The sequence below is a fragment of the Pseudomonas sp. GW823-FHT02C05 genome (genome assembly GCF_058797595.1).
On sequence record NZ_JBXAJU010000003.1, the window covers coordinates 593,683 to 615,326 of the forward strand.

Annotated in this window: 23 protein-coding genes and 2 pseudogenes; 15 read left to right on the top strand and 10 right to left on the bottom strand. The window is 63.1% G+C overall.

Annotation, left to right across the window (positions count from 1 at the left end):
- Window positions 1–151 precede the first annotated feature (151 nt).
- Together AC1RGE_RS19065 and def are read left to right on the top strand one after the other, a co-directional pair.
- Entirely contained in the window at window positions 152–1,096 is a 945-nt protein-coding gene (locus tag AC1RGE_RS19065) for a YihY/virulence factor BrkB family protein (RefSeq protein ID WP_346624664.1), read from the top strand.
- A 2-nt stretch (window positions 1,097–1,098) separates the two neighbouring features.
- Window positions 1,099–1,638: a peptide deformylase gene (def, locus tag AC1RGE_RS19070; RefSeq protein ID WP_492584838.1), complete on the top strand. Its 540-nt coding sequence runs from the start codon at window positions 1,099–1,101 to the stop codon at window positions 1,636–1,638.
- An 18-nt stretch (window positions 1,639–1,656) separates the two neighbouring features.
- On the opposite strand, the gene AC1RGE_RS19075 is transcribed toward def, so the two are convergent.
- Together AC1RGE_RS19075 and gstA are read right to left on the bottom strand one after the other, a co-directional pair.
- On the bottom strand, window positions 1,657–2,082 hold the full coding sequence (locus AC1RGE_RS19075; RefSeq protein WP_015636728.1) for a GNAT family N-acetyltransferase: 426 nt from the start codon (window positions 2,080–2,082) through the stop codon (window positions 1,657–1,659).
- Between the two features lie 265 nt (window positions 2,083–2,347).
- Window positions 2,348–2,950, bottom strand: a complete 603-nt coding sequence (gene gstA / locus AC1RGE_RS19080) for a glutathione transferase GstA (RefSeq protein WP_011062846.1) — start codon at window positions 2,948–2,950, stop codon at window positions 2,348–2,350.
- A 98-nt stretch (window positions 2,951–3,048) separates the two neighbouring features.
- Here gstA and AC1RGE_RS19085 point away from each other — a divergent pair, with 98 nt between their 5' ends.
- From AC1RGE_RS19085 to AC1RGE_RS19095, 3 genes and pseudogenes are all read left to right on the top strand, one after another.
- On the top strand, window positions 3,049–3,909 hold the full coding sequence (locus AC1RGE_RS19085) for a LysR family transcriptional regulator (protein WP_492584839.1): 861 nt from the start codon (window positions 3,049–3,051) through the stop codon (window positions 3,907–3,909).
- Between the two features lie 537 nt (window positions 3,910–4,446).
- Window positions 4,447–5,220, top strand: a pseudogene (locus tag AC1RGE_RS19090) (PAS domain-containing protein); the annotation flags it as partial.
- 126 nt (window positions 5,221–5,346) lie between these two features.
- Window positions 5,347–5,766 (top strand): annotated as a pseudogene (locus tag AC1RGE_RS19095) (methyl-accepting chemotaxis protein); the annotation flags it as partial.
- A 60-nt stretch (window positions 5,767–5,826) separates the two neighbouring features.
- Here AC1RGE_RS19095 and AC1RGE_RS19100 read toward each other — a convergent pair.
- The 5 genes from AC1RGE_RS19100 to AC1RGE_RS19120 form a co-directional block, all read right to left on the bottom strand.
- Entirely contained in the window at window positions 5,827–6,336 is a 510-nt protein-coding gene (locus AC1RGE_RS19100) for a hypothetical protein (RefSeq protein ID WP_019096099.1), read from the bottom strand.
- A 160-nt stretch (window positions 6,337–6,496) separates the two neighbouring features.
- Window positions 6,497–7,912, bottom strand: coding sequence for an MFS transporter (locus AC1RGE_RS19105; protein ID WP_019093580.1), 1,416 nt, complete (start codon window positions 7,910–7,912; stop codon window positions 6,497–6,499).
- Window positions 7,913–8,091: 179 nt separating this feature from the next.
- A complete protein-coding gene (locus AC1RGE_RS19110; protein WP_011062841.1) occupies window positions 8,092–8,835 on the bottom strand; it encodes an NAD-dependent epimerase/dehydratase family protein in 744 nt (247 codons plus the stop codon).
- A 37-nt stretch (window positions 8,836–8,872) separates the two neighbouring features.
- The gene (locus tag AC1RGE_RS19115) at window positions 8,873–9,505 is read right to left on the bottom strand and encodes a glutathione S-transferase family protein (protein WP_492584841.1); all 633 of its coding nucleotides are present in this window, start codon (window positions 9,503–9,505) and stop codon (window positions 8,873–8,875) included.
- A 90-nt stretch (window positions 9,506–9,595) separates the two neighbouring features.
- Window positions 9,596–10,027, bottom strand: coding sequence for a PACE efflux transporter (locus AC1RGE_RS19120; protein ID WP_015636721.1), 432 nt, complete (start codon window positions 10,025–10,027; stop codon window positions 9,596–9,598).
- 123 nt (window positions 10,028–10,150) lie between these two features.
- Between AC1RGE_RS19120 and AC1RGE_RS19125 the strand changes: the two genes are divergently transcribed.
- The gene (locus tag AC1RGE_RS19125) at window positions 10,151–11,065 is read left to right on the top strand and encodes a LysR family transcriptional regulator (RefSeq protein ID WP_011062838.1); all 915 of its coding nucleotides are present in this window, start codon (window positions 10,151–10,153) and stop codon (window positions 11,063–11,065) included.
- Between the two features lie 4 nt (window positions 11,066–11,069).
- On the opposite strand, the gene AC1RGE_RS19130 is transcribed toward AC1RGE_RS19125, so the two are convergent.
- A complete protein-coding gene (locus AC1RGE_RS19130) occupies window positions 11,070–11,999 on the bottom strand; it encodes a LysR family transcriptional regulator (RefSeq protein ID WP_492584843.1) in 930 nt (309 codons plus the stop codon).
- A 66-nt stretch (window positions 12,000–12,065) separates the two neighbouring features.
- Here AC1RGE_RS19130 and AC1RGE_RS19135 point away from each other — a divergent pair, with 66 nt between their 5' ends.
- Window positions 12,066–12,686 (top strand): LysE family transporter, encoded by a 621-nt coding sequence (locus tag AC1RGE_RS19135; protein ID WP_492584844.1) that lies wholly within the window; start codon window positions 12,066–12,068, stop codon window positions 12,684–12,686.
- 6 nt (window positions 12,687–12,692) lie between these two features.
- Here AC1RGE_RS19135 and gntR read toward each other — a convergent pair whose 3' ends face one another.
- Window positions 12,693–13,724 (bottom strand): HTH-type transcriptional regulator GntR, encoded by a 1,032-nt coding sequence (gene gntR / locus AC1RGE_RS19140; protein ID WP_492584846.1) that lies wholly within the window; start codon window positions 13,722–13,724, stop codon window positions 12,693–12,695.
- Window positions 13,725–13,939: 215 nt separating this feature from the next.
- Between gntR and AC1RGE_RS19145 the strand changes: the two genes are divergently transcribed.
- Both AC1RGE_RS19145 and AC1RGE_RS19150 read left to right on the top strand, forming a co-directional pair.
- On the top strand, window positions 13,940–14,473 hold the full coding sequence (locus AC1RGE_RS19145) for a gluconokinase (protein ID WP_011062834.1): 534 nt from the start codon (window positions 13,940–13,942) through the stop codon (window positions 14,471–14,473).
- An 84-nt stretch (window positions 14,474–14,557) separates the two neighbouring features.
- A complete protein-coding gene (locus tag AC1RGE_RS19150; RefSeq protein WP_011062833.1) occupies window positions 14,558–15,910 on the top strand; it encodes a GntP family permease in 1,353 nt (450 codons plus the stop codon).
- Between the two features lie 96 nt (window positions 15,911–16,006).
- Here AC1RGE_RS19150 and alaC read toward each other — a convergent pair whose 3' ends face one another.
- Window positions 16,007–17,218, bottom strand: a complete 1,212-nt coding sequence (alaC, locus tag AC1RGE_RS19155; protein WP_011062832.1) for an alanine transaminase — start codon at window positions 17,216–17,218, stop codon at window positions 16,007–16,009.
- A 280-nt stretch (window positions 17,219–17,498) separates the two neighbouring features.
- Between alaC and AC1RGE_RS19160 the strand changes: the two genes are divergently transcribed.
- From AC1RGE_RS19160 to kdpC, 6 genes are all read left to right on the top strand, one after another.
- Window positions 17,499–18,161, top strand: a complete 663-nt coding sequence (locus tag AC1RGE_RS19160) for a LysE family translocator (protein ID WP_011062831.1) — start codon at window positions 17,499–17,501, stop codon at window positions 18,159–18,161.
- A gap of 69 nt (window positions 18,162–18,230) precedes the next feature.
- A complete protein-coding gene (locus AC1RGE_RS19165) occupies window positions 18,231–18,719 on the top strand; it encodes a GyrI-like domain-containing protein (protein ID WP_011062830.1) in 489 nt (162 codons plus the stop codon).
- Between the two features lie 257 nt (window positions 18,720–18,976).
- A complete protein-coding gene (kdpF, locus tag AC1RGE_RS19170) occupies window positions 18,977–19,075 on the top strand; it encodes a K(+)-transporting ATPase subunit F (RefSeq protein ID WP_019093583.1) in 99 nt (32 codons plus the stop codon).
- A complete protein-coding gene (locus AC1RGE_RS19175) occupies window positions 19,059–19,229 on the top strand; it encodes a hypothetical protein (RefSeq protein WP_011062828.1) in 171 nt (56 codons plus the stop codon). The genes kdpF and AC1RGE_RS19175 overlap by 17 nt, the downstream gene beginning before the upstream one ends.
- A gap of 13 nt (window positions 19,230–19,242) precedes the next feature.
- Complete coding sequence (gene kdpA, locus AC1RGE_RS19180; RefSeq protein ID WP_065365386.1) at window positions 19,243–20,949, top strand: potassium-transporting ATPase subunit KdpA; 1,707 nt, start codon at window positions 19,243–19,245, stop codon at window positions 20,947–20,949.
- 9 nt (window positions 20,950–20,958) lie between these two features.
- Window positions 20,959–21,642, top strand: a complete 684-nt coding sequence (gene kdpC, locus AC1RGE_RS19185) for a potassium-transporting ATPase subunit KdpC (RefSeq protein ID WP_015636717.1) — start codon at window positions 20,959–20,961, stop codon at window positions 21,640–21,642.
- Window positions 21,643–21,644 lie beyond the last annotated feature (2 nt).

The window sequence follows — 21,644 nt, forward strand, 5'->3', positions numbered from 1 at the left end:
CCACGGATGGCCGTTTTCATGTGAGGTGTGGGTGAGAGAGGGGAATCGGCCACTGGAAATGGTTGCGGTTCGCCAACTAGGCTAATTTGTTGTAGAAAACGCCCCCTGAGTCGCTATCGACTTCAACCTTTTTGCGGCGAAAGGAGACGCTATGATTTTTCCGGACCTCAAAGGTTTGCCCCTGCACCGGGTACTGATCCGCACGGTGAATGAGTTCATCGCGGACGAGATGTCCACCTACGCCTCGGCACTGGCCTACCAGATGCTGTTCTCGCTGTTCCCCTTCATTCTGTTCCTGATCGCCCTGATCGGTTTCCTCCATCTGCCGGACTTCTTCACCTGGCTGCGTCTGCAGTCGGAGCTGGTGCTGCCCCACGAGGCCCTGGAGCAGGTCAACCCGGTCATCGATCAATTGCAGCAGTCCAAGGGTGGCCTGCTGTCCATCGGTATCGTCATCGCCCTGTGGACCGCTTCGGCGGGTGTACGCCTGATGATGAGCGCGATGAACGCCGCCTACGACGTGGTCGAGGGGCGGCCGATCTGGAAGCGCTTCCCGCTGTCGGTGTTCTACACCGTGGGCATTGCCGGCATGCTTCTGGCCGCCGCGGCGCTGATGGTGCTGGGGCCGCAGGTGATGGCCTGGCTGGCGGGGCAGGTGGGCCTGGAGGACTTCATCGTCACCCTGTGGACCATCCTGCGCTGGCCGGTGATCGTGCTGCTGATGATGGTGGCCGTGGCCCTGATGTACTACGTGATGCCCGATGTGGAGCAGAAATTCCGCTTCATCACCCCGGGCTCGGTGCTGGCGGTGGTGGTATGGATCGTCGCTTCCCTGGGTTTTGCCTACTACGTGAAGACGTTCGCTAACTACAACGCCATGTATGGCAGTATCGGTGCGATCATCGTGCTGTTGCTGTACTTCTATATCTCCGCCGCGGTGCTGTTGCTGGGAGCGGAGATGAACGCGGTGATCGAACACATGTCGGCCGAAGGCAAGGACCCTGGCGAAAAGGACTTTGACCAGCACGACGAAAAACAACACGTTTCGGGACTGGGCCGGGACCACTCGCTCAAGCCGACCACTGACGAAGCCTGATCATGATCCGTGAAATCCTCAAGATGGGCGATGAGCGCCTGCTGCGCATCGCCCCGCCGGTACCGCCGGAAATGTTCGACAGCCCCGAGCTCTGGGAACTGATCGACGATATGTTCCAGACCATGGAAAGCGTGGGGGGCGTCGGCCTGGCGGCGCCGCAGATCGGTGTCGACCTGCAACTGGTGATCTTCGGCTTCGAGCACAGCGAACGTTATCCGGAAGCCGAAGCTGTGCCGCAAACCATCCTCATCAATCCGCTGATCACGCCCTTGAGCCCGGTGCTGGAAGAGGGCTGGGAAGGTTGTCTCTCGGTTCCCGGCCTGCGCGGCGCGGTGCAGCGCTACCAGCACATCCGCTACGAAGGCTTCGACCCCAGGGGCGAGCCCATTGTGCGCGTGGCCTCGGGTTTCCACGCCCGGGTGGTGCAGCATGAGTGCGATCACCTGGTCGGCCGGCTGTACCCCTCGCGGATCAGCGATTTCAGCAAGTTCGGCTTCACCGAAGTGCTGTTTCCCGACCTCGACCCCAACGCCGACGAATAAGCCCCGGCCCGCCCGGTGTCAGGGCCTCGACCCAGGCCGGTCGATGGCCATGGCCAGCAACGGTTTGCTGCGCTGGTAGCGGGCCAGCCGTTCGTTCAAGGCGTGTGGCAGGCAGGTCGTGCTGCAGAAGCCCATCGACCGGTACAGGGCCTGCAGGTCCGGATGGCAGAACAGCCAGACCGGGCCTTCGACGCTTTGCACGGCCTGCCCCACCAGCTGGGTGGCCAGCCCCTGGCCGCGACTGGTCGGGGCGACGAACAGGCCCGTCAGCCAATAGCCTTCAGCTGCCGGGCTCAGGCTCATGCCAGCGATGATTTCACTGCTTCTGGCAACCCAGAGCTGGCCCTCGGAAGCGGCGCGCATGGATGACCGGTGCTGGCGATAGAACTTGTTCAGCAAGGGCCGTTCAACCTCGGCAAGCAGGTTGATCTGGAGGTCGGGCATGAGGTTTCCGGATTTGGCAACAGGGGCCGGCGGATTATAAAAGAACCCTGGCCGACTATAGGTGCTATACCTGAAGCCTTTCCCGCATCAGTGGAGTGAACGTCATGTCCAAAGGTATGAACGCCAAGAAAAATGCCAAGAAAAAGCCGGCAAAGAGCGCAGACGAGAAACGCGCCGAGAAAAAGGCCAAGAAGACCGAAGTGAATATCTTCGGCCACTGATCACTTTGACGAAGCCCGCCCCGCGGGCTTCGTGCTCTCTCCCCTCAGGCCAGTTCCAGCGCCAGGGCATCGCGTACCGCCGGTCGCTGTTCGACCCGAGCCTGGAACCGCGACAGCGCCGGCCAGTTCGCCAGGTCGATGGCGAACAATGCCGTCCAGCGCAGGACGGTGAACAGGTAGGCATCGGCGATCCCGAACTGCGCGCCTTGCAGGTAGTCCTGGTGTTCCAGCGTCTGCTCGAGCAAGGCCAGGCGCTTGAACAACTTCTGCTTGAACACCTCTTTCACCCCATCATCGAACCCCGGATTGAACAGCCAGCCCATGATCCCGTGCACTTCGCTGGTGATGAAGTTCAGGGTTTCCTGCAGGCGCACCCGCTCCCAGCTGCCATTGGCCGCGGCCAGGCCGGACTCGGGCTTGAGGTCGGCGAGGTATTGCAGGATGGCCGGGCCTTCAGTCAGGACCTGGCCATCGTCCAGTTGCAGCGCGGCTACGTAGCCCTTGGGGTTGATGGCGAGGAAGTCCCGGCCGTCGGCGGTGCGCTTGCTGCGGTTGTCGACGCGGATGGCCTCGAACGGCAATTGCAGCTCGCGCAGCACGATATGGGAGGCCAGGGAGCAGGCTTGTGGGGCGTAGTAGAGTTTCATCGGCAGGTCTCTGGTGAAAGTGCGAGCCAGTGTCGTGCAAGGCGGCAACATGGGTAAAATTAATCTTTCAGAACACTGCCATAAGGACAGCTACTGCCATGATGAACCTGATGCACTGGCGCCTGCTGGTGGCGATTGCCGAGTGCGCCACCATCACCCGGGCCGCCGAGCAGGTGGGCATGACCCAGTCCGGGGCCAGCCAGGCCCTGGCCCAGATGGAGGACATGCTCGGGGTGCAGCTGTTTATCCGCGAGAGCCGCCAGGCGCTGCCCACGGCGATCGGTTTGCAGGTGCTGGCCCAGGCGCGGGTGATGCTCGAGGCCCTGGCCGAGGTCCGCCGGCAGGTGGACGCGGCGCGGGGCATTCCTCAAGGCAGTGTGCGACTGGCGGGCTTTCCCATGGTCCTGGCGACTTTCCTGCCGCCGTTGCTGCGGCGTTTCAAGCAGCTGTATCCGGGCATCGAGGTGGTGCAGCTGGAGGTCAGTGATGATGAGGTCGAAACGCTGCTAGAGGCGCAACTGGTGGACCTTGGGGTCGTGCTCAACCCGGCCCCCGAGCGCCGCTCTTGGTTGCTGGGGCGTGATTCGTGGGTCGCGGTGCTACCTGAAGATCACCCCTGGCAGGCCTCGACCATCGACCTTGAAACCTTGCTGGCGCAGCCCTTTGTCCTGGCCACCGGGGGCTGTTCGGTGAATGCCCGCAGCCTGGCCGCCGAGGCCGGGATCCCCCTGGCCGACGTCCGGGTGGAGGTGCGGGAATGGAACAGTGCCTTCAGCCTGGTGCGCGAGCGGCTGGGAGTGACTCTGGTGCCACAGAGTACGTTACCGGTGCAGCGCGAAGGGTTGCGGGTGCTGGAGCTGAGCACAGGAGTGGAGCGGGAGTTCGCCCTGGTAGCGGCGCCGGGGCGGGAGTCGAGTGTGCTGGTCCAGGCGTTTCTGTCGACCCTCGAAGAGTTTTAGTGCGGGAGCTTCCCGGGCTTTGCCACAGGCTCTGTTTATGTCTTGTTTGTTACTTGTCGCGAATGCACTTCAATACCTCGAAAGTTGTGAAAACAGACTGACTAGTGGCCTTGCATAGAGACTGCGGCTGTCTATGCTCAATTGTGAAAATTCGTATCTGTTGGCCTATGAGTATCCGTCCCGAGCGGCCTGCGCCGATGTAACCGGTATGCGTGCGACCTTCATCCAGGGCGCAGTATTGAATTCATGAATAAAGGCGAGAGTGCGCAGTTAGAGGCACCGCAGTATCAGGAGTGTCGATTTAGATGGAGTTTCTTAACTTTGTTAGGTCAGGCCCGGAAATGGGGCATCAAGTAAAGGATGGCTTGATAAGAGCGTTGCAACATGGACTCTCCGATTAAACATCATTTATCACCTGACACTTCCTCTCTCATATGGAGGGAGGCGCTTGCCCTGTTTTATAGATCGTTGTGGTGGATCAGTTGAAAGACTAGAAACTTCCGTCAATCAAAAGACAGCGTTGAAGGTGATACAACCATGTTTAACCTACATCACAAGGCTGACCTGCTGGAAATCGAACGATTCAACTGTGCGCTGAGCGAGGCCAACGCCAAGTTGGCGGCGATCAGTCGTTCCATGGCGATGATCGAGTTCTCGCCCGATGGCATCGTGCTGGATGCCAATGAAAACTTCTGCCAGGTCATGGGCTACTCCGCAGAAGACATACGTGGCAAGCATCACCGGATTTTCTGTGAGGAAGAGTTCTATCGCAGCGAGGAGTACAGCAAGCTGTGGCGCGACCTGGGGCGTGGCGAACCGGTCAGCGGGACTTTTCTGCGCCTGGACAAGCGTGGCCGGGAGATCTGGCTCGAAGCCAGCTACATGCCGGTGTTCGATGCCGATCGTCAGGTGCGCAGTGTGATCAAGGTGGCGTCGGACATCTCCGAACGCATCCATGTCGAACATGAGAACCAGAGCCTGCTGAACGCTATCGGCCGTTCCATGGCCAACATCGAGTTCAGCCCGGACGGCAGGATCATCACCGCCAACGACAACTTCCTGAAGACCATGCAGTACACCCTGAATGAAATCGTTGGCCAGCATCACAGCATGTTCTGCCACCGTTCCGAGGCTGAATCCCCGGAGTACAAGCAATTCTGGGCTTCGTTGAACCGTGGCGAGTTTCACTCCCATCGTTTCGAGCGGGAAAACAAGTATGGGCAGACGGTGTTTCTCGAAGCCTCCTACAACCCGCTGTTCGATACCAAGGGCCGCCTGTACAAGGTGGTGAAGATCGCCAGCGACATCACCGATCAGATGACCACCTTGCGCTCCGCCGCCGAGTCCGCCCACAGCACCTCGGTGCAGAACGACGCCTGTGCGCAGAAGGGCTCGGAGGTGGTGCAGCAAACCGTGGAAATCATTCAGCAGATTTCCCATGACCTCAATGAAGCGGCCCACAGCATCGATGCGGTGAGCAAGCAGTCGGACATCATCGGCAGCATCGTCCAGACCATCCGCGGTATCGCCGACCAGACCAACCTGCTGGCCCTCAACGCGGCCATCGAGGCCGCCCGTGCCGGTGAGCACGGGCGCGGTTTCGCCGTGGTCGCGGACGAGGTGCGCAGCCTGGCGGCGCGCACCAGCCAGGCGACGGTGGAAATCGTCGAGGTGGTGCGCAAGAACCACGACCTGTCGACGAGCGCGGTGACCAGCATGCAGTCGAGCCTGAGCCGCACCGGGCTCGGGGTCGAACTGGCGAATGAGGCAGGGGAGGTGATCCTGGAGATCCAGCAGGGCTCGCGGTACGTGGTGGATGCCATCAGCCAGTTCAACTCGACCCTGCAGTTGCAGTAGCCGGTTTTCGCCGGGCACAAAAAAGGGTTCCCATGGGGAACCCTTGCGCGTCCAGCGGGGTTACAGCGTGGCGAGGAACTTCTCGTCCACCGGTTTGGCGCTGTCCTTGGCGTCTTTCTCTTCCTTGGCCAGTTGCATCTTGTCCTGCAGGCGCTGGGCAATTTCCTGGTTGATCGCCAGCTGGCGCTCTGGCGGCAGGTTCTTCAGGTCTTCCTCGGTCAGCCCCATGTCCTTGAGGATGCTGTCGCGCAGGCGCTGTTCCGGGGTCTTGCTCATGTAGTCCTTGAACTCGCTCAGCGCGCCGGTTTCCGTCGCGCTGGTAGCCTGCGCGGCGCTGGCGGTCGGTGGCGTGGCCTGGAGCAGCACGCGGGTCTTGGCGAAGGCGGCGTTGACGTTGTCGTCCACGCTGTTGGCCTGCTGGCTGGAGGACTGGGACGCCGGATAGGTCACGGAGTTCTGGGCCTGTTGCAGCATGCCGCTGTACAGCGCGCTGGCGGCTGCGGTAGTCGGGTCCATATCGGTGCGCGAGGTGGGCTGCACCGAAACGGATTTCTGGGCGTTGACCAACATGATCGGGAACCTGTGTAAGAGAACTAGGCTGAGGTTTTAGCAAGTTCCATGCCGATTGATACGCCCTTGTATATCAAGGGCTTGGCTCAAGACGCCGGTCGTGGCTGCCAGCAAGCGGACAAGTCTTGCCGCTTTCAGGCAACCGCTGCCGGCGCCGTCTTCATGCGTGGGCAATGTCTTCCAGGGCCAGGTTGCGGGTGCGCGGCCCGAAGCGGCCGATGGTCAGGATCACGATCAGCATGCTGCTGACGATAAAGGCCAGGACCCCGGGCGTGCCGAAATGCTCGAGGAAAAAGCCCACCAGCAAACTGCTGAACACCGTCGACAAACGGCTGAACGAGTAACAGAAGCCCACCGCCCGGGCGCGAATGTTGGTGGGGAACAATTCGCTCTGGTAGGAGTGGTAGCTGAAGCTCAGCCAGGCATTGCAGAAGGTGATCATCACCCCGCAGACAATCAGCCCCAGGGCGCTGCTCTGCAGGGCGAACAAGGTGCCGAAGGTCATGGCGCCCAGGGCCGAGCCGACGATCTGCCACTTGTTCTCGAAGCGGTTGGCGAAACGCACGAACAGCAGCGGCCCGAGGGGATAGGCCAGGGTGATGATGAAGGCGTACAGCAGGCTGTGGGTGACGCTCACGCCCTGGCCCGACAGCAGCGCCGGCAGCCAGTTGCCGAAACCGAAGAAGCCGATGGCCTGGAACACGTGAAACACGATCAGCATCAGGGCCCGGCGGCGGTAGGGCGGTTGCCAGATATCGGCGAAGCGCCCACGGCCCTGGATATCCACGGCCTGGGGTTCGGGCTCATCCAGCGGCTTGGCGTAGTCCCGGGCGCAGCGGGTCTCGAGGCCTTGCAGGATCCGGTCGGCTTCGTCGAAGCGCCCGTGCTGGGCGAGCCAGCGTGGCGACTCCGGCAAGCGTGAGCGCAACCACCAGATGAACAGGGCGAACACCGCGCTGGCCAGCACCACCCAGCGCCAGCCGGAGATCCCCCAGGGCGCCTGGGGCACCAGCCACCAGGACATCAGCGCCACTGCCGGCACCGACAGGAACTGCACGAAAAAGGCAAAGGCAAAGGCCGAGCTGCGCATGCGCTTGGGCACCAGTTCGCTGAGGTAGGCGTCGATGGTCACCAGTTCGATGCCCAGGCCGATGCCCACCAGGAATCGCATGCAGATGATCCCCAGCGCCGTGCTCTGCAGCCCCATCAGCACCGTGGCCAGGGTGTACCAGATCAGGGCGAAGGTGAAGATCGCCCGGCGTCCGAAGCGGTCGGCTATCGGGCTCAGCAGGCTGGCGCCGAGGAACAGGCCGAGAAAGGTCGCCGAGGCGAAGGCCGCCTGGTCGGAAAAACCGAACACCCCCTGGTTGCCGCTGGCGAAGATCCCGTCGCGGATCAGCCCCGGGCTGATGTAGGCGGTCTGGAACAGGTCGTACAGCTCGAAAAAACCGCCAATGGACAGCAGCGCCACCAGGCGCCAGATCGTGGCCACGGCAGGCAGGCGGTCGATGCGCGCGCTGATGCCGGCGGCGCGTTGAGGGTCGAGGTCGCTGGTGAGCGGGGCAGAGGCGGGCATGCAGGGAATTCCACAGGACACAGAGCGGAAATCTTAGCCTGCTAACGGAAACCAAGGATTGTGAATCCACGTGCGTAAACCGGAGGATGCGCTGATTTATTGTCGTATTTCGTTACATCTGCCGGATTTATAGCGCAATGCCGGGCACCCGCGCGTGACGGCGGGTGCCCCGTGGTGGCTCAGTAGGTGATGGGAATGCCGAAATTTTCCTGGAAGGCATCGTCCACCGGTTCGTAGCCCAGCACCCGGGTGGTTTCGCTGAGGTCCAGGCGCTTGAAGCGATTGTTGGAAATGCCGTGGCCGATCAGCAGTTGTACCCCCGGGGTTTCCACTGCCCGTTGCAACAACTGCACTGCATCCCGTGGGCTGAGCCAGGCGCTCAGGTCGCGGGTGGTGGTCAGTTCGTGGTGTTTCGGGTCTTCGAACGCACCAATGCGCAGGGCAATGCAGGACAGCCCGCGCTTGGCGGCATAGAAGGCGCATAGCGCCTCGCCGTAGCACTTGCTCACGCCATACAGGTTGGCTGGCATCACCGGCATGCCCGGAGTGATCTGCCGGTCCACCGGGTAGCCCTCGATGGTCTGGGCGCTGCTGGCAAATACCAGGCGCCGGCAACCGGCCTGTACCGCGGCCTCGAACAGGTAGGTGGTGGCGAGGATGTTGTTCGGCAGCAACTCGTCGAAGCTGGCGCTGGCATGGGGAATGCCGGCCAGGTGCACGATGACGTCGATCCCCGGGAGCAGGCGGCCGATGGCTTGCGGGTCGTCGAGGTCCAGGCGCACGAAGCGGTGTGGCGCGGGGATTTCGAAGTCCGGCTCTACCCGGTCGGTGAGGGTGAAGCGGTGGCGCTCTTGGGAGCCCTGAAAAAACACCTTGCCGATCCTGCCGCAAGCGCCGGTCAGTAGTACGTTAAGTCCGTTCATTTCGAATCTCCGATGGGCCAGAGGAGGGATGGCCAGCTCAGGCGATGCCATTGCGCCCGTGCAGCATGAAGCCCGGGTGCAGGCTGAGGCGTTCGTAGTAGGCGGCCACGGCGGGGTAGGCCGGGTGCTCCATGGGGGTCATCTTCCAGCGATTCACCGAGAGGCCAAGAACGATATCCGCAAGGCTGAAATCCTCGCCCAGAACATAGGCGCCCGAGCGCTCGAGCTGGCGTTCGAGGATTTGCATCTTGGCATTCCAGGCCAGCAGGCTGGCGCCGATGCGCTGGCTGTCCTGGTAATCCGCATGCTGGCGCACCAGGCCCATGAAGGCATAGCTCCAGGACGGGTTCAGCTCGGTGGCCTGCCAGTCCATCCACTGTTCAACCAGGGCACGGGCGCGCGGGGCCGTGGGCAGCAGGCCGCTGCCGGGGTGCAGGTTGGCCAGGTAGCGGCAGATGCTGTTGGATTCCCACAGGACCCCGGCGTCGTCGATCAGCACCGGTACCTGGGCATTGGGGTTGAGGGCGAGAAACTCGGGGGTATGGGTGGACTGAAAGCCACTACCCCAGTCTTCCTGCTGGTAGGAAAGCCCAAGCTCCTCACAGGTCCACAAGACTTTCCTGACATTGATGGACGAGGCTTTACCGAGAATTCTGCAGCGGTTTCCCATGACGCTTCCTTGTTCGTGGTACTGGATGGCCATGGGAATCTAACAGCGTGGCGTCGTCTCGGCGACGATCAATTTGCCGATACGGGTATCTCAGGCCGGATCGGGGAGGGCCGAGGCCGGCAAGCCGAAAACCCGGTCGAACAGCCAGTTGAAGGCAAAGGTGTAGCAGGGGATGAACAGGATCAGCGCCAGGTCCAGGAGAAAGGCCTGCACCAGGCTGATCGCCATCCACCAGGCGATCAGCGGGATCAGGAACACGATCAGGGTCAACTGGAAACCCACGGCATGGGCAATGCGCCGCTTGACCGTACGGGTGCGCGATGGCTGGCGGCTTTCCCAGCGCTCGAACAGGGTGGTGTAGATGAAGTTCCAGGTCACCGCGATGCTGGTGATGACCACCGCCAGCGGTCCGGTGCTGCTGGGCGAGGTGCCGGACAGCAGGGCCAGGCCCAGGGCCGAGAAGGTCATGCCGAACACTTCGAATAAAGAGACATAGACCAGTTTGCGTTTCACGCCTTGCATGCGGGTTCCTCGATTTTGAATGGGAATGGCCAGCCTGAGGGTGGCGCAGGGCGCGGAAGATAGCTTCAATCAAGGTGACAGAAAAAGTCGGAAGCTTTCAGTTTTCCTGATAGGTTGTTTCTCATGAACTTCTCCAGCGACAGCATCCAGTTGTTTCTCGCCGTGCTCGATCGCGGCTCCTTTTCTGCGGCGGCGCGTTCTTTGGGCAAGGTGCCTTCGGCCGTGAGCATGGGCATCGCCAACCTCGAGGCGGAGTTGGGGTATGCGCTGTTCGATCGCAGCCACCGCGAGCCGCTGCCCACGCCGCTGGCCTTGTCCCTGGCGCCCCATGCGCGGCTGATTGCCGACCAGCTCAAGCAATTGCAGGTGCATGCCGTCGAGCTGTCCCTGGGCCTGGAGAGCAAGCTGTCGATCGCGGTGGTGGATGACATCGACAAGCAACGGGTACTGGCCGCCATCAAGCTGATTGCCGAGCGTTATCCGCTGCTGGAAGTCGAGCTGCTCAGTGCTCCCCAGGATGACGTGCTGCACCTTTTGCACAGTGGCCGGGTCAGCGTCGGCGTGGCCTTTGCCGGGTTGAGCGTGAATGCCCTGGAGTATTTCCAGTACCTGGGCTGCGAGCGGATGATTGCCTGCATTTGCGCCGGGCACCCTGTGTTCCAGGCCAGTGACGGTTCGCTGTACCTGGAAGAGCTGATCAAGGTCCGTCAGGTGGTGGTGGCCAGCCGCGACCTGCCCCTGAGTGATACCCGGCCCCTGGTGGGCGAGTCGCTGTGGCGCACCGACAGCCTGGCCATGGCCCTGCACATGGTGGAGGCGGGGATCGGCTGGGGCAATTTCCCGCTGTCGGTGATCCAGCCGTTGCTGGCGGCGGGGCGCTTGCAACGGTTGCATTTCAAGAACATCGACAACGGCCTGGTGTTGCCGGTGCACGCGGTGTGGTTGAAGAACCAGCCTTTGCAGAAGGGGGCCCTGGCCCTGGTGCAATTGCTCAGCGGCGAGGACCCGGCGCTGGGGGCCGTGGCCCCGCCTGCCTGAGTGCCTACGCCAGGGCTTGCCGGCGCAGCCAGTGCAGCAGTTTTCCGCTGGCCGAATCCGAGTCTATGGCCTGGGGGGAAAGCAGGTAATAAGCGCTGCCATCGGCGACAAAACCGAAGGGCGCACACAGCAGCCCGCCCTCCAGGTCGTCACGCACCAGTTGCCAGGGGGCAATGGCCAGACCCAGCCCGGCCACGGCCGCTTGCAGGCTGAAGTAGAAGTGCTCGAAGACCTGCTCCGGTGGCGTCGGGGCAACCGGCTGTTGCTGCAATTGCAGCCACTGTTGCCAGGCGTGCGGCCGGGTGGCGCTGTGCAGGCGCGGGGCCTGCGCCGCCAGTTGCGCCAGCCCGGCCGTTGCCGGGGTCCAGTCGGCCTGGCGCTCAGGGCGGCATACCGGGCCTATGGCTTCGTCGAATAGCCAGTGGGCCTGGGTGTCGCGGCTCCAGGCAAAGTCGTTGCGGCGGATTGCCAGGTCGATACCGGCACCGAACGAGAAGGGCCCGCCGCCGGCCAGCAGTTGGATCGGCACTTGCGGGTACTCGGCATAGAACCCCGGCATGCGCGGAATCAGCCAGCGCATCAGCAGGGTCGGCTCGCAGGACAGCACCAGCGGTGCTGCGGGAGCCGGGGCTCGCAGGCGGCTGGCGGTGCTCTCGATCAGGTCCAGGGCCTGGGTCACGCTGTGCAGCAGTTCGGCTCCGGCGGCGGTGAGAAAGACCCGCTGGCTGCGGCGCTCAAAGAGAGGGGTGCCGAGGTCCTCTTCCAGGGCGCGCACCGCACGGCTGATGGCGCCGTGGGTCAGGTGCAGGGTGGCGCCGGCCTGGGTGAAGCTTTCCAGGCGTGCAGCGGCTTCGAAGCAGCGCAAGGCGCTCAGCGGGGGCAGGCGCCGTCGCGAGAGTTGTGAGTTTTTATCACCAGGAATGTCAGTTTTCATCGTTATCGGCCTGGGTCATGGTCCCAATACAGTAGCGCCTGATTCTATAGCCTAGGCGTATTCAACGTGACCGAACTGTTACTCGTAATCACCATTACCATTCTTGCTGTACTCAGCCCCGGGGCCGACTTTGCCCTGGTAACCCGCAACAGCCTGCTGCTTTCGCGCCGCCACGGCGTGTTCACGGCCCTGGGCATCGGGCTCGGGGTCATGGTGCATATCGGCTACAGCTTGCTGGGGGTGGGGGTGCTGTTGCAGCAGTCGCTGCTGTGGTTTACCGGCTTGAAGATCGCGGGTGCGCTGTACCTGATCTACCTGGGCATCAAGCTGTTGCGCAGCCCTGAGCAACGTCCGGGGGAAGAACCGGCAGAGGGGGCTCGGATGTCGACCTGGGGCGCCTTGCGCAGTGGCTTTCTGACCAATTCCCTGAACCCCAAGACGATGATTTTCGTTCTCAGTCTGTTCATGCAGGTGATTCAGCCGGGCACGGCCTTGCCGGTGCAGATCGGCTACGGCGCGATCATCGTCCTGGCCCACGTGCTGTGGTTCGTGCTGGTGGCGCTGTTTTTCTCGGCACCGGCGATTGCCGGCCGGCTACTGGCCTACAAACGCCGGATCGATCAGTTGTTCGGCGCGGTGCTGGTGGGCTTCGGCCTGTTGCTCAGTGTCCTGAGCGTCAGGCCCTGAGGCGTTTCAGGTGCTTTCCCGAACCCGCAGTTCAAAGCCCATGTCCACCACCGGCTCGGCCACGCTGTTGCCGGCCAGCAGGGTCAGCATCTGTTCGGCGGCGCGGCGGCCAATGGCTTCGCGCGGAGTGCTGATGCTGCTCAGGCGCGGCACCATGTGTTCGGAGGAGGGCAGGTCGTTGAAGCCCAGCACCGCCACCTGCTCGGGCACCTTGATCCCGCAGCGCATGGCTTCCAGCAGCGCGCCCTGGGCCAGGTCGTCGTTGCCGAAGAAGATCGCGTCCACCTGGGGCTGGCTCTGCATCAGCTGCAGGAACAGCTCGGCCCCCAGGCCGACGGACGAGGGCCGTGGGGTCAACAGTTCCAGGTCGGGGTTGTACAGCCCGGCCTGCTGCAGGACGCGGCGGAAACCTTCGCCGCGCAGCAGGGTGCGCTGGTCCAGTTGCGCACCGACGTAGGCCAGGTGCTTGCGCCCGCGGGAAATCAGGTGCTGGGCCGCCGTTTCGCCGGCGTTCAATTGCGAGAAGCCCACGCAGTTGAGCCCGGCGCCGGAGTCCAGGTCCATCATGTAGACGCAGGGAATGTTGTTCGCCTCGATCATCCGTCGGGCGCTTTCGGTGCGGTCGAAACCGGTCAGCAGCAGCCCCCGGGGCTGGTAGGTCATGTAGTTGCGCAGCAGGTTTTCTTCTTCGTCCCGAGAATAGTGGCAGTTGCCGATCAGCACTTCGAAGCCTTTGGGGCGCAGTACCTGGTGGATGGCTTCCAGGGTTTCGATGAACAGCAGGTTGGACAGCGACGGCACCAGCACCACCACCGACTGGCTCTGCGCCGAAGCCAGGGCGCGGGCGGCGGAGTTGACCACGTAGTTCAGTTCCTGCGCGGCCTTCTGCACCTTTTCCACCAGTTCGGTGGCCACGCTGCTGACGCCGCGCAGGGCCCGGGAGGCGGTAATCGGGCTGACTCCGGCCAGGCGGGCGACTTCATTGAGGGTGGGACGGCCCGTGGTACGGGTGTTTTTATCGTTTTTATGAGTGGTCATCAGACGGCTTGCCAAACAAAATTCAAGTCTCTAAGGTAGCGCTGTCCTGAAACAGCTGCAATGCGTGAGCGAGGTGTGCCTGACCCTCGCTCTTTGGTTTGGCGGACTATATACGCGGCAACCCACAAAAATGACAAGAAGGCGTCGGCAGACACTGTTTTTGTACTAGATTTTTTATTTGCGAAGGTAGCGCTGTCTGCGCGCTGAGGTGTTTCATGAGTCAACCCATCACCGCCCTGGTCATCATGGGTGTTGCCGGCTGCGGCAAGTCCAGTGTCAGTCAGGCCCTGTGCCAGCGCAGCGGCGCCATGGCCATTGAAGGCGATACCTTCCACCCGGCGGCGAACATCGCCAAGATGAGTGCCGGCATTCCCCTCGACGACGAAGACCGTGCCGGCTGGCTCGACAGCCTGTGCGATGAACTGCGTCGTGCCCTGGCCGCCGGCCAGCACCCGGTACTGACCTGCTCGGCGCTCAAGCGCAAGTACCGCGAGCGCCTGCGCGCCGCCACGCCCGGCCTGGGCTTTGTCTTTCTCGAACTGACTCCGGCAGTCGCCGCCGACCGTGTGGCGCACCGGCCAGGGCATTTCATGCCTTCGACCCTGATCGACAGTCAGTTCGCCACTCTCGAATCCCCGGTGGGGGAGCCGCTCACCCTGGCCCTGGATGCCAGCACCCTGAGCGTCCAGCGCCTGGCCGAACTGGCCAACCAATGGTGGCTGGAGCATGGCCTGGAACCTTCACATTAAGTGCTGGCTCGAAAAAGGTAGCGCTATCCCACTCGGCCCTTGTTTTTAACGCTTTAATAAAAACAACAAACCGGAGGCAATCCCATGTTTGGCATGTCCCAAGAGACCTATCTGCTGGTTGATGCAGTGGTCACTATCATCGGGCTGATCGTGTTGATCACCCGATTCAAGCTGCACCCCTTCATCGCTCTGATCATCGCCGCGGGTTTCCTCGGCCTGACGTCGGGCATGCCGGTGGACAAGATCATCAAGGCGTTCCAGGACGGCTTTGGTGGCGTGCTCGGTTTTGTCGGCATCATCCTGGCCCTGGGTACCATGCTCGGCAAGATGATGGCCGAGTCCGGTGGCGCCGATCAGATCGCCCAGACCCTGATCCGCTCGTTCGGCAAGGAGCGGGTGCAGTGGGCGATGATGTTTGCCGCCTTCCTGGTGGGCATCCCGCTGTTCTTCGAGATCGGCTTCGTGCTCCTGATTCCGCTGGTGTTCATCGTTGCCCGGCGTACCGGGGTATCGCTGATCAAGATCGGCATTCCGCTGCTGGCCGGCCTGTCGGCGGTGCACGGCCTGGTGCCGCCGCACCCGGGGCCGCTGCTGGCCATCGGCGTGTTCGGCGCCGACATCGGCAAGACCATCCTGTATGGGCTGATCGTGGCGCTACCTACGGCGATCATCGCCGGGCCGATCTACGGCACTTTCATTGCCAAGTACATTCCCGGCAATCCGTCCCAGGAACTGGTGGACCAACTGGCCCGCGAGCCCCAGGCCGCCCAGTTGCCCAGCTTCAGCGTGACCCTGGTGACCGTGCTGCTGCCGGTGTTCCTGATGCTGCTCAAGACCTTCGCCGACGTGGCGCTGCCTGACGGACACTTCTTCCGCATCTGGATGGACATGATCGGCCACCCGATCACCGCCTTGCTGCTGGCGCTGCTGCTGTCGCTGTACACCTTCGGCTACAAGCAGGGCATCGGTTCCAAGCAGATTCTCAAACTGTTGGATGCCAGCCTGGCGCCGACCGCGGCGATCATCCTGATCATCGGTGCCGGTGGCGGCTTCAAGCAGATGCTGGTGACCAGCGGCGTGGGTGACGTGATCGGCCATATGGCGGTCAATGCGCAGATCTCGCCGATCCTCCTGGCGTGGCTGGTGGCGGCGGTGATCCGTATCGCCACCGGTTCGGCCACCGTGGCCACCATCACCGGTGCCGGCATCGTGGTGCCGGTGGTGGGGATGATCCCCGGGGTCAACCGCGAGCTGCTGGTGCTGGCCACCGGCGCCGGCTCGCTGATCCTGTCCCACGTCAACGACGCCGGGTTCTGGCTGGTCAAGCAGTACTTCAACATGACCGTGGCCGAGACGTTCAAGACCTGGACGGCGATGGAAACCATCCTTTCGGTGGTGGGTCTGATCTTTATCCTGCTGCTGTCGTTGGTGGTTTAAGAGCTTCACCCGTAGGAGCGGGCTTGCCCGCGAAACACCGATAGCACGGCCACAAAAAAACCGCATCGCTGCGGTTTTTTTGTGGCTCAAGCCATCTCAGCTTTTCGGTGCCAGCCCGTCAGCGCGGAACATGCCGCGGATGCCGCGCACTGCCTGGCGAATCCGGTCCTGGTTTTCGATCAGGGCGAAGCGCACGTGATCGTCGCCGTATTCACCAAAACCCACCCCCGGCGAGACACAGACCTTGGCCTCGGCCAGCAGCTTCTTGGCGAACTCCAGGGAGCCCAGGTGCGCGTAGGCCTCGGGAATCTTGGCCCAGACGTACATCGAGGCCTTGGGGTTCTCCACCATCCAGCCCAGTTCGTGCAGGCCCTTGACCAGCACGTTGCGCCGCTGCCGGTACTGTTCGGCAATGTCGCGCACGCATTGCTGGTCGCCTTCCAGGGCGGCAATCGCCGCCACCTGCAACGGGGTGAAGGTGCCGTAGTCGTGGTAGCTCTTGATCCGCGCCAGGGCGCTGACCAGTTCCGGGTTGCCCACCATGAAGCCGATGCGCCAGCCGGCCATGTTGTAGCTCTTGGACAGGGTGAAGAACTCCACCGCGATGTCCTTGGCGCCCGGCACCTGCATGATCGACGGGGCTTTCCAGCCGTCGTAGACGATGTCGGCGTAGGCCAGGTCATGGATCACCAGCACGTCGTACTGCTTGGCCAGGGCGATCACCCGTTCGAAGAAGTCCAGCTCCACGCACTGGGCGGTGGGGTTGGACGGGAAGCCGAGGATCATCATCTTCGGCTTGGGGATCGAACCGCGGATGGCCCGCTCCAGCTCGGCGAAGAAATCCACCCCGGGCACCAGCGGCACCGAGCGCACCTGGGCGCCGGCAATGACCGCGCCGTAGATGTGGATCGGGTAGCTGGGGTTGGGCACCAGCACCGTGTCGCCCTGGTCCAGGGTGGCCAGCATCAGGTGCGCCAGGCCTTCCTTGGATCCGATGGTGACGATGGCTTCGCTTTCCGGGTCGATATCGACCTCGTAGCGGTCCTTGTACCAGCGGGAAATCGCCCGGCGCAGCCGCGGAATGCCCTTGGAGGTGGAGTAGCCGTGGGTGTCTTCGCGCTGGGCGACGGTGACCAGCTTCTCGACGATATGCGGCGGGGTAGGGCCGTCGGGGTTACCCATGCTCAAGTCGATGATGTCTTCGCCGCGCCGACGCGCAGCCATCTTCAGCTCGGCAGTGATATTGAAAACATAGGGGGGAAGACGATCGATGCGCGCAAAGCGGCGCGGCGAACCTTGTTCGGCCATTGTTGCCTCGAAAAGACGTAAGCGCCCGGAACCGTCCGAGCGACGTTGGCCACTGCGGTGGCCTGCGGGGCAGACGATACGGGCGCCGCCGCCGGCTTGTCCAGAGGCGCGGAAAATTATTTTTGGTGCGCCCGTGCGGATTTGCGAGGGGGCAGGATTTGCCGCTATAACGTGCACGCTTCTTGCCTGCAAGGGCTGTGAGCTGCCTCAGCCGGCCCGGCTTTTCCGGGCTCCTCGCACCTCGCCCCTCTTCGAACAACAGCAGCAAACGGGATGAATGATGGAGTTTACCAGCGGCTTCTTGTTGAGCCTTTCGCTGTGCCTGGACATCGGCGTGGCCAATATCGCGATGATTACCCTGGCCATGCAACGGGGTTATTTCCAGGGCTTCTGCCTGGGCCTGGGGACCTGTGTCGGTGACCTGATCTATGCGCTGCTGGCCCTGGCCGGGATGACCGTGCTGCTGCAATACCAAAGCGTGCGCTGGGTGCTGTGGATCGGCGGTTCGGCCCTGCTGGTGTACTTCGCGGCGAAGATGATCTACGCCGCCCTCCATCACAGCGCAGTGCTGGCCACCGCCGGGGAGGCGGACCAGGGCTCGCCGCGCCGGGAGTTTTTTCGCGGGATCTTCCTGGCCATGTCGTCCCCCAGTGCGATCCTCTGGTTCGCTGCCGTGGGCGGCACCCTGATTGCCCGATCCGGGGGCGGTGGGATTGCCGATTCGGGATTGTTCCTGGCCGGCTTTTTCTGTGCCGGGCTGGTCTGGACCCTGGGCCTGTGCCTGGCCGCGACCCAGGGCGGCAAGCTGCTGGGGGACAAGCTGTTGCGCTATTCCTACCTGGCATCTGCGGCGATCTTCTGCTATTTCGCGGTGTACGTGATTCTATCCGGCTACCAGGAGTTCATCCTTGGTACGGGCGCGGCAGACCTTCCGGCGCTCTGATCCTGGCCTTGGCTATTGGCTTCTATACTTCGTGCCGAACCCATCTTTTCTGCGGCAGGAGTGGCATTCATGGATGAGCAAGAACAGGGCAGAGGCCCAGAACCGCGCTTCGAAAGGGAGCGTTTTTTGCTGATCGCCGGCCTCGGCGAACGATTCACTCCTGCCACTCGCCAGGACATCGGCCTGCTGTGGCAGCGCTTTGTGCCGCACATTGGCAAGGTGCCGGGGCAGGTCGACCGCAAGACCTATGGCATCTGCTGCAACCCCGACGGCCAGGGCGGCTTCGAGTACATCGCCGGGGTCGAGATCAGCAAGCTCGACGATCTGCCCGAGCGCTATCGCTGGATCGAGGTGCAGCCGCAGCACTATGCGGTGTTCGAGCATGGCGGCGCCTTGCAGGACTTGCCCCGGACCTTCGACTACATCTGGAACACCTGGCTGCCCCAGTCGGGTCGAGAGGCCGCCGATGCCCCGGAATTCGAGCGCTACAGCGCCGACTTCAACCCCCAGGCCGGCACCGGGGTACTGGAAATCTGGCTGCCCCTGAAAAGTGAATGACCCCCTCGGGGGCGCTGTCCCGTCCCCGATTCTCCCGCCCCGCACCGCCGCAATCTTTACGCCGTCTTAATGCCGCCCCCGGCAATCAGTGCCCGACCTTGATGCGCCCTCACCTAACCTGCGTGGCGCAGAGGAGAGCGGTGGACGAGGCGTTCCCGACTCCCTGCCGGCGCCCGTCGCGGGTGTCCTGACCGGCCGTGCCCGGGTTGCGCTTTGCGCTCCCGGCACCGCCTTTGAGCATTAAGGGGAGAGCTGCCTTGCTGACACTGCCATTCATCTACGGCGCCAGTGGTTTGTGCGCCGTGCTGCTGTTTGCCTACCTGGGTTATGCGCTGATCCGTGCCGAGAAATTCTGATGACCGCACGCAGCAACTGCCACCCACTTTCATTCGCCCGTCCGGGCATCTACCAGAAAGGAAACCAGCCATGTTCGACCTGATCTTCGTGGGCCTGACCCTGGGGTTCTTTGTATTGACGGCCCTGGTCATCGTCGCCATGGGCAAGATTTGAACGGAGCATCGACATGTTGAGTACTGTGCTGGAATACGCGGTGATCCTCGGCCTGATGACCGGGCTGGCCGCGCTGATGGGCCAATGGCTGGCCCGGGTCTTCAGCGGCCGTGGCCACGCCTTGCCGGAGCGTGCCACCTACCGCCTGCTGGGGATCGACCCGGCTGAAACCATGGGCTGGGCCCGCTATGGCTCGGCCCTGCTGCTGTCCAACGCGGCGATGATGCTGCTGGGCTACCTGCTGCTGCGCCTGCAAGGCAGCACGCCGCTCAACCCCCTGGGGCTGGCGGCGCAGACCCCGGACCTGGCGTTCAACACCGCCGCGTCCTTTATCACCAACACCAACTGGCAGGCGTACTCAGGTGAAAGCAGCCTGTCGAACTTCAGCCAGATGGCAGTGATCACCTTCCTGATGTTCGTCGGCGCTACCGCCGGTGTTGTCGCCGCAGCCGGCTTCATTCGCGGCCTGAGCCGTTCCAGCTCGGCGGATATCGGCAACTACTGGGTCGACTTCACCCGCACCCTGTACCGGGTGATGCTGCCGTTGTGCCTGGTCATGGCCCTGGTCTATGTCTGGCAGGGCATGCCCCAGACCCTCAACTCCCAGGCCCTGGCCACCACCCTGGAAGGCGCCCAGCAGCAACTGATCGTCGGCGCCGTGGCCAGTTTCGAGTCGATCAAGCACATCGGCACCAACGGTGGCGGCTTCTTCAGCATGAACGCGGCCCACCCGTTCGAGAACCCGACGCCGCTGACCAACGTCCTGCACATCCTCAGCATGTTGCTGATCCCTTCGGCCCTGACCTATGCCTTCGGCAGCATGCTGCTGCGTCGGCGTCAGGGCTGGGTGTTCTTCGGCACTTTCCTGGTGATGTTCGTCGGCTTCCTGGCGATTGTCTTCACCGCGGAGCAGGGCGGTAACCCGCTGCTGACCCAGGCCGGTGCCGACCAGCAGATGTCGGAGACCCAGAGCGGCGGCAACATGGAAGGCAAGGAGCTGCGCTTCGGCATTGCCGACACCGCGCTGTTCGTCACCACCACCACCGGCGCCACCACCGGTTCGGTGAATGCCATGCACGACTCGCTGACCCCCATGGGCGGCTTCGTGCCCCTGGCGCAGATGATGCTCAACTGTGTGTTCGGCGGCGACGGCGTGGGCTTTATCAACCTGATCCAGTACGCCCTGCTGACGGTGTTCCTGGTGGGCATGATGATCGGCCGCAGCCCTGAGTTCCTCGGCAAGAAGATCGAGGCCCGGGAGATCAAGCTGGTGATGCTCTCGGTGCTCGCGCACCCGATCTGCATCCTCGGTTTCACCGCCCTGGCGGCACTGTGGCCGGGCACTCTCAATAGTCTCAACAATCTGGGCCCCCATGGCTTCAGCGAGGTGCTCTACGCCTACGCCTCGGGCACCGCCAACAACGGTTCGGCGTTTGCCGGCCTGAACGCCAATACACCGTTCTTCAACACCACCATTGGCCTGGCGATGCTCATGGGGCGCTTCTTCACCATGCTGCCGATGCTGGCCGTGGCCGGTTCCCTGGCGGCGAAAAAGAACATCCCGGCCGGTGCCGGCACCATTCCCACCGCCACGCCGCTGTTCATGTTGCTGGTGGTGTTCGTGGTGCTGGTGGTCGGTGGCCTGACTTTCCTGCCGGCCCTCGCGCTCGGCCCGCTGGTGGAGCAACTGCAGTTGCTCGCCGGCCAGACCTACAAGTAAGGGGTTGTGATGACTACGCAAATGCAAACCCAGGGCGCCACCGCGCTGCTGTTCAAGGGCCTGTTGCGCCCGGTGCTGGTATCGGCGGTGTTCTTCATGCTGCTCACCGGGCTGGCCTATCCGCTGGTTACCACGGGGTTGGCCAACCTGCTGTTTCCGTTCCAGGCCCAGGGCAGTCTGGTGCAGCGTGATGGCCGGGTCGTGGGCTCGGCGCTGATCGGCCAGGCGTTCGACCGCCCGGAGTATTTCCAGGGCCGCCCGAGCATGACCCTAGGCAGCGATCCGCTGGACCCGAGCAAGAGTGTGCCCCAGCCCTACAACGCCGGGGCCAGTGGCGCCAGCAACCTGGGCCCCACCAGCCAGAAGCTGGTGGACAGCGTGGCCGCGCGGGTCAGCGCCTATCGCCAGCTCAATGGCCTGGCGGCAGACATGCCGGTGCCAGTGGACGCAGTGACCGCCTCGGCCTCCGGCCTGGACCCGCACATCTCCCTGGCCAACGCCCGGCTGCAACTGAACCGGGTGGCCCGCCAGCGGCAAATGGCCGCCGTGGACGTGCTGATGCTGCTGCAGGCGCACAGCGAAAGCCGCACCTTCGGCCTGCTGGGCGAGCCCCGGGTCAATGTGCTGCAACTCAACCTGGCGCTGGATGCCCAAGCGCCCCTGCATTCCTCGCCCGTTGCGGCCAGTGAGTAAGA

Excerpts from the sequence above, each read along its gene's own strand:
- AC1RGE_RS19065 (WP_346624664.1), top strand. The coding sequence starts at position 152 with ATGATTTTTCCGGACCTCAAAGGTTTGCCCCTGCACCGGGTACTGATC.
- def (WP_492584838.1), top strand. The coding sequence starts at position 1,099 with ATGATCCGTGAAATCCTCAAGATGGGCGATGAGCGCCTGCTGCGCATC.
- AC1RGE_RS19075 (WP_015636728.1), bottom strand. The coding sequence starts at position 2,082 with ATGCCCGACCTCCAGATCAACCTGCTTGCCGAGGTTGAACGGCCCTTG.
- gstA (WP_011062846.1), bottom strand. The coding sequence starts at position 2,950 with ATGAAACTCTACTACGCCCCACAAGCCTGCTCCCTGGCCTCCCATATC.
- AC1RGE_RS19085 (WP_492584839.1), top strand. The coding sequence starts at position 3,049 with ATGATGAACCTGATGCACTGGCGCCTGCTGGTGGCGATTGCCGAGTGC.
- AC1RGE_RS19100 (WP_019096099.1), bottom strand. The coding sequence starts at position 6,336 with ATGTTGGTCAACGCCCAGAAATCCGTTTCGGTGCAGCCCACCTCGCGC.
- AC1RGE_RS19105 (WP_019093580.1), bottom strand. The coding sequence starts at position 7,912 with ATGCCCGCCTCTGCCCCGCTCACCAGCGACCTCGACCCTCAACGCGCC.
- AC1RGE_RS19110 (WP_011062841.1), bottom strand. The coding sequence starts at position 8,835 with ATGAACGGACTTAACGTACTACTGACCGGCGCTTGCGGCAGGATCGGC.
- AC1RGE_RS19115 (WP_492584841.1), bottom strand. The coding sequence starts at position 9,505 with ATGGGAAACCGCTGCAGAATTCTCGGTAAAGCCTCGTCCATCAATGTC.
- AC1RGE_RS19120 (WP_015636721.1), bottom strand. The coding sequence starts at position 10,027 with ATGCAAGGCGTGAAACGCAAACTGGTCTATGTCTCTTTATTCGAAGTG.
- AC1RGE_RS19125 (WP_011062838.1), top strand. The coding sequence starts at position 10,151 with ATGAACTTCTCCAGCGACAGCATCCAGTTGTTTCTCGCCGTGCTCGAT.
- AC1RGE_RS19130 (WP_492584843.1), bottom strand. The coding sequence starts at position 11,999 with ATGAAAACTGACATTCCTGGTGATAAAAACTCACAACTCTCGCGACGG.
- gntR (WP_492584846.1), bottom strand. The coding sequence starts at position 13,724 with ATGACCACTCATAAAAACGATAAAAACACCCGTACCACGGGCCGTCCC.
- AC1RGE_RS19145 (WP_011062834.1), top strand. The coding sequence starts at position 13,940 with ATGAGTCAACCCATCACCGCCCTGGTCATCATGGGTGTTGCCGGCTGC.
- AC1RGE_RS19150 (WP_011062833.1), top strand. The coding sequence starts at position 14,558 with ATGTTTGGCATGTCCCAAGAGACCTATCTGCTGGTTGATGCAGTGGTC.
- alaC (WP_011062832.1), bottom strand. The coding sequence starts at position 17,218 with ATGGCCGAACAAGGTTCGCCGCGCCGCTTTGCGCGCATCGATCGTCTT.
- AC1RGE_RS19160 (WP_011062831.1), top strand. The coding sequence starts at position 17,499 with ATGGAGTTTACCAGCGGCTTCTTGTTGAGCCTTTCGCTGTGCCTGGAC.
- AC1RGE_RS19165 (WP_011062830.1), top strand. The coding sequence starts at position 18,231 with ATGGATGAGCAAGAACAGGGCAGAGGCCCAGAACCGCGCTTCGAAAGG.
- kdpA (WP_065365386.1), top strand. The coding sequence starts at position 19,243 with ATGTTGAGTACTGTGCTGGAATACGCGGTGATCCTCGGCCTGATGACC.
- kdpC (WP_015636717.1), top strand. The coding sequence starts at position 20,959 with ATGACTACGCAAATGCAAACCCAGGGCGCCACCGCGCTGCTGTTCAAG.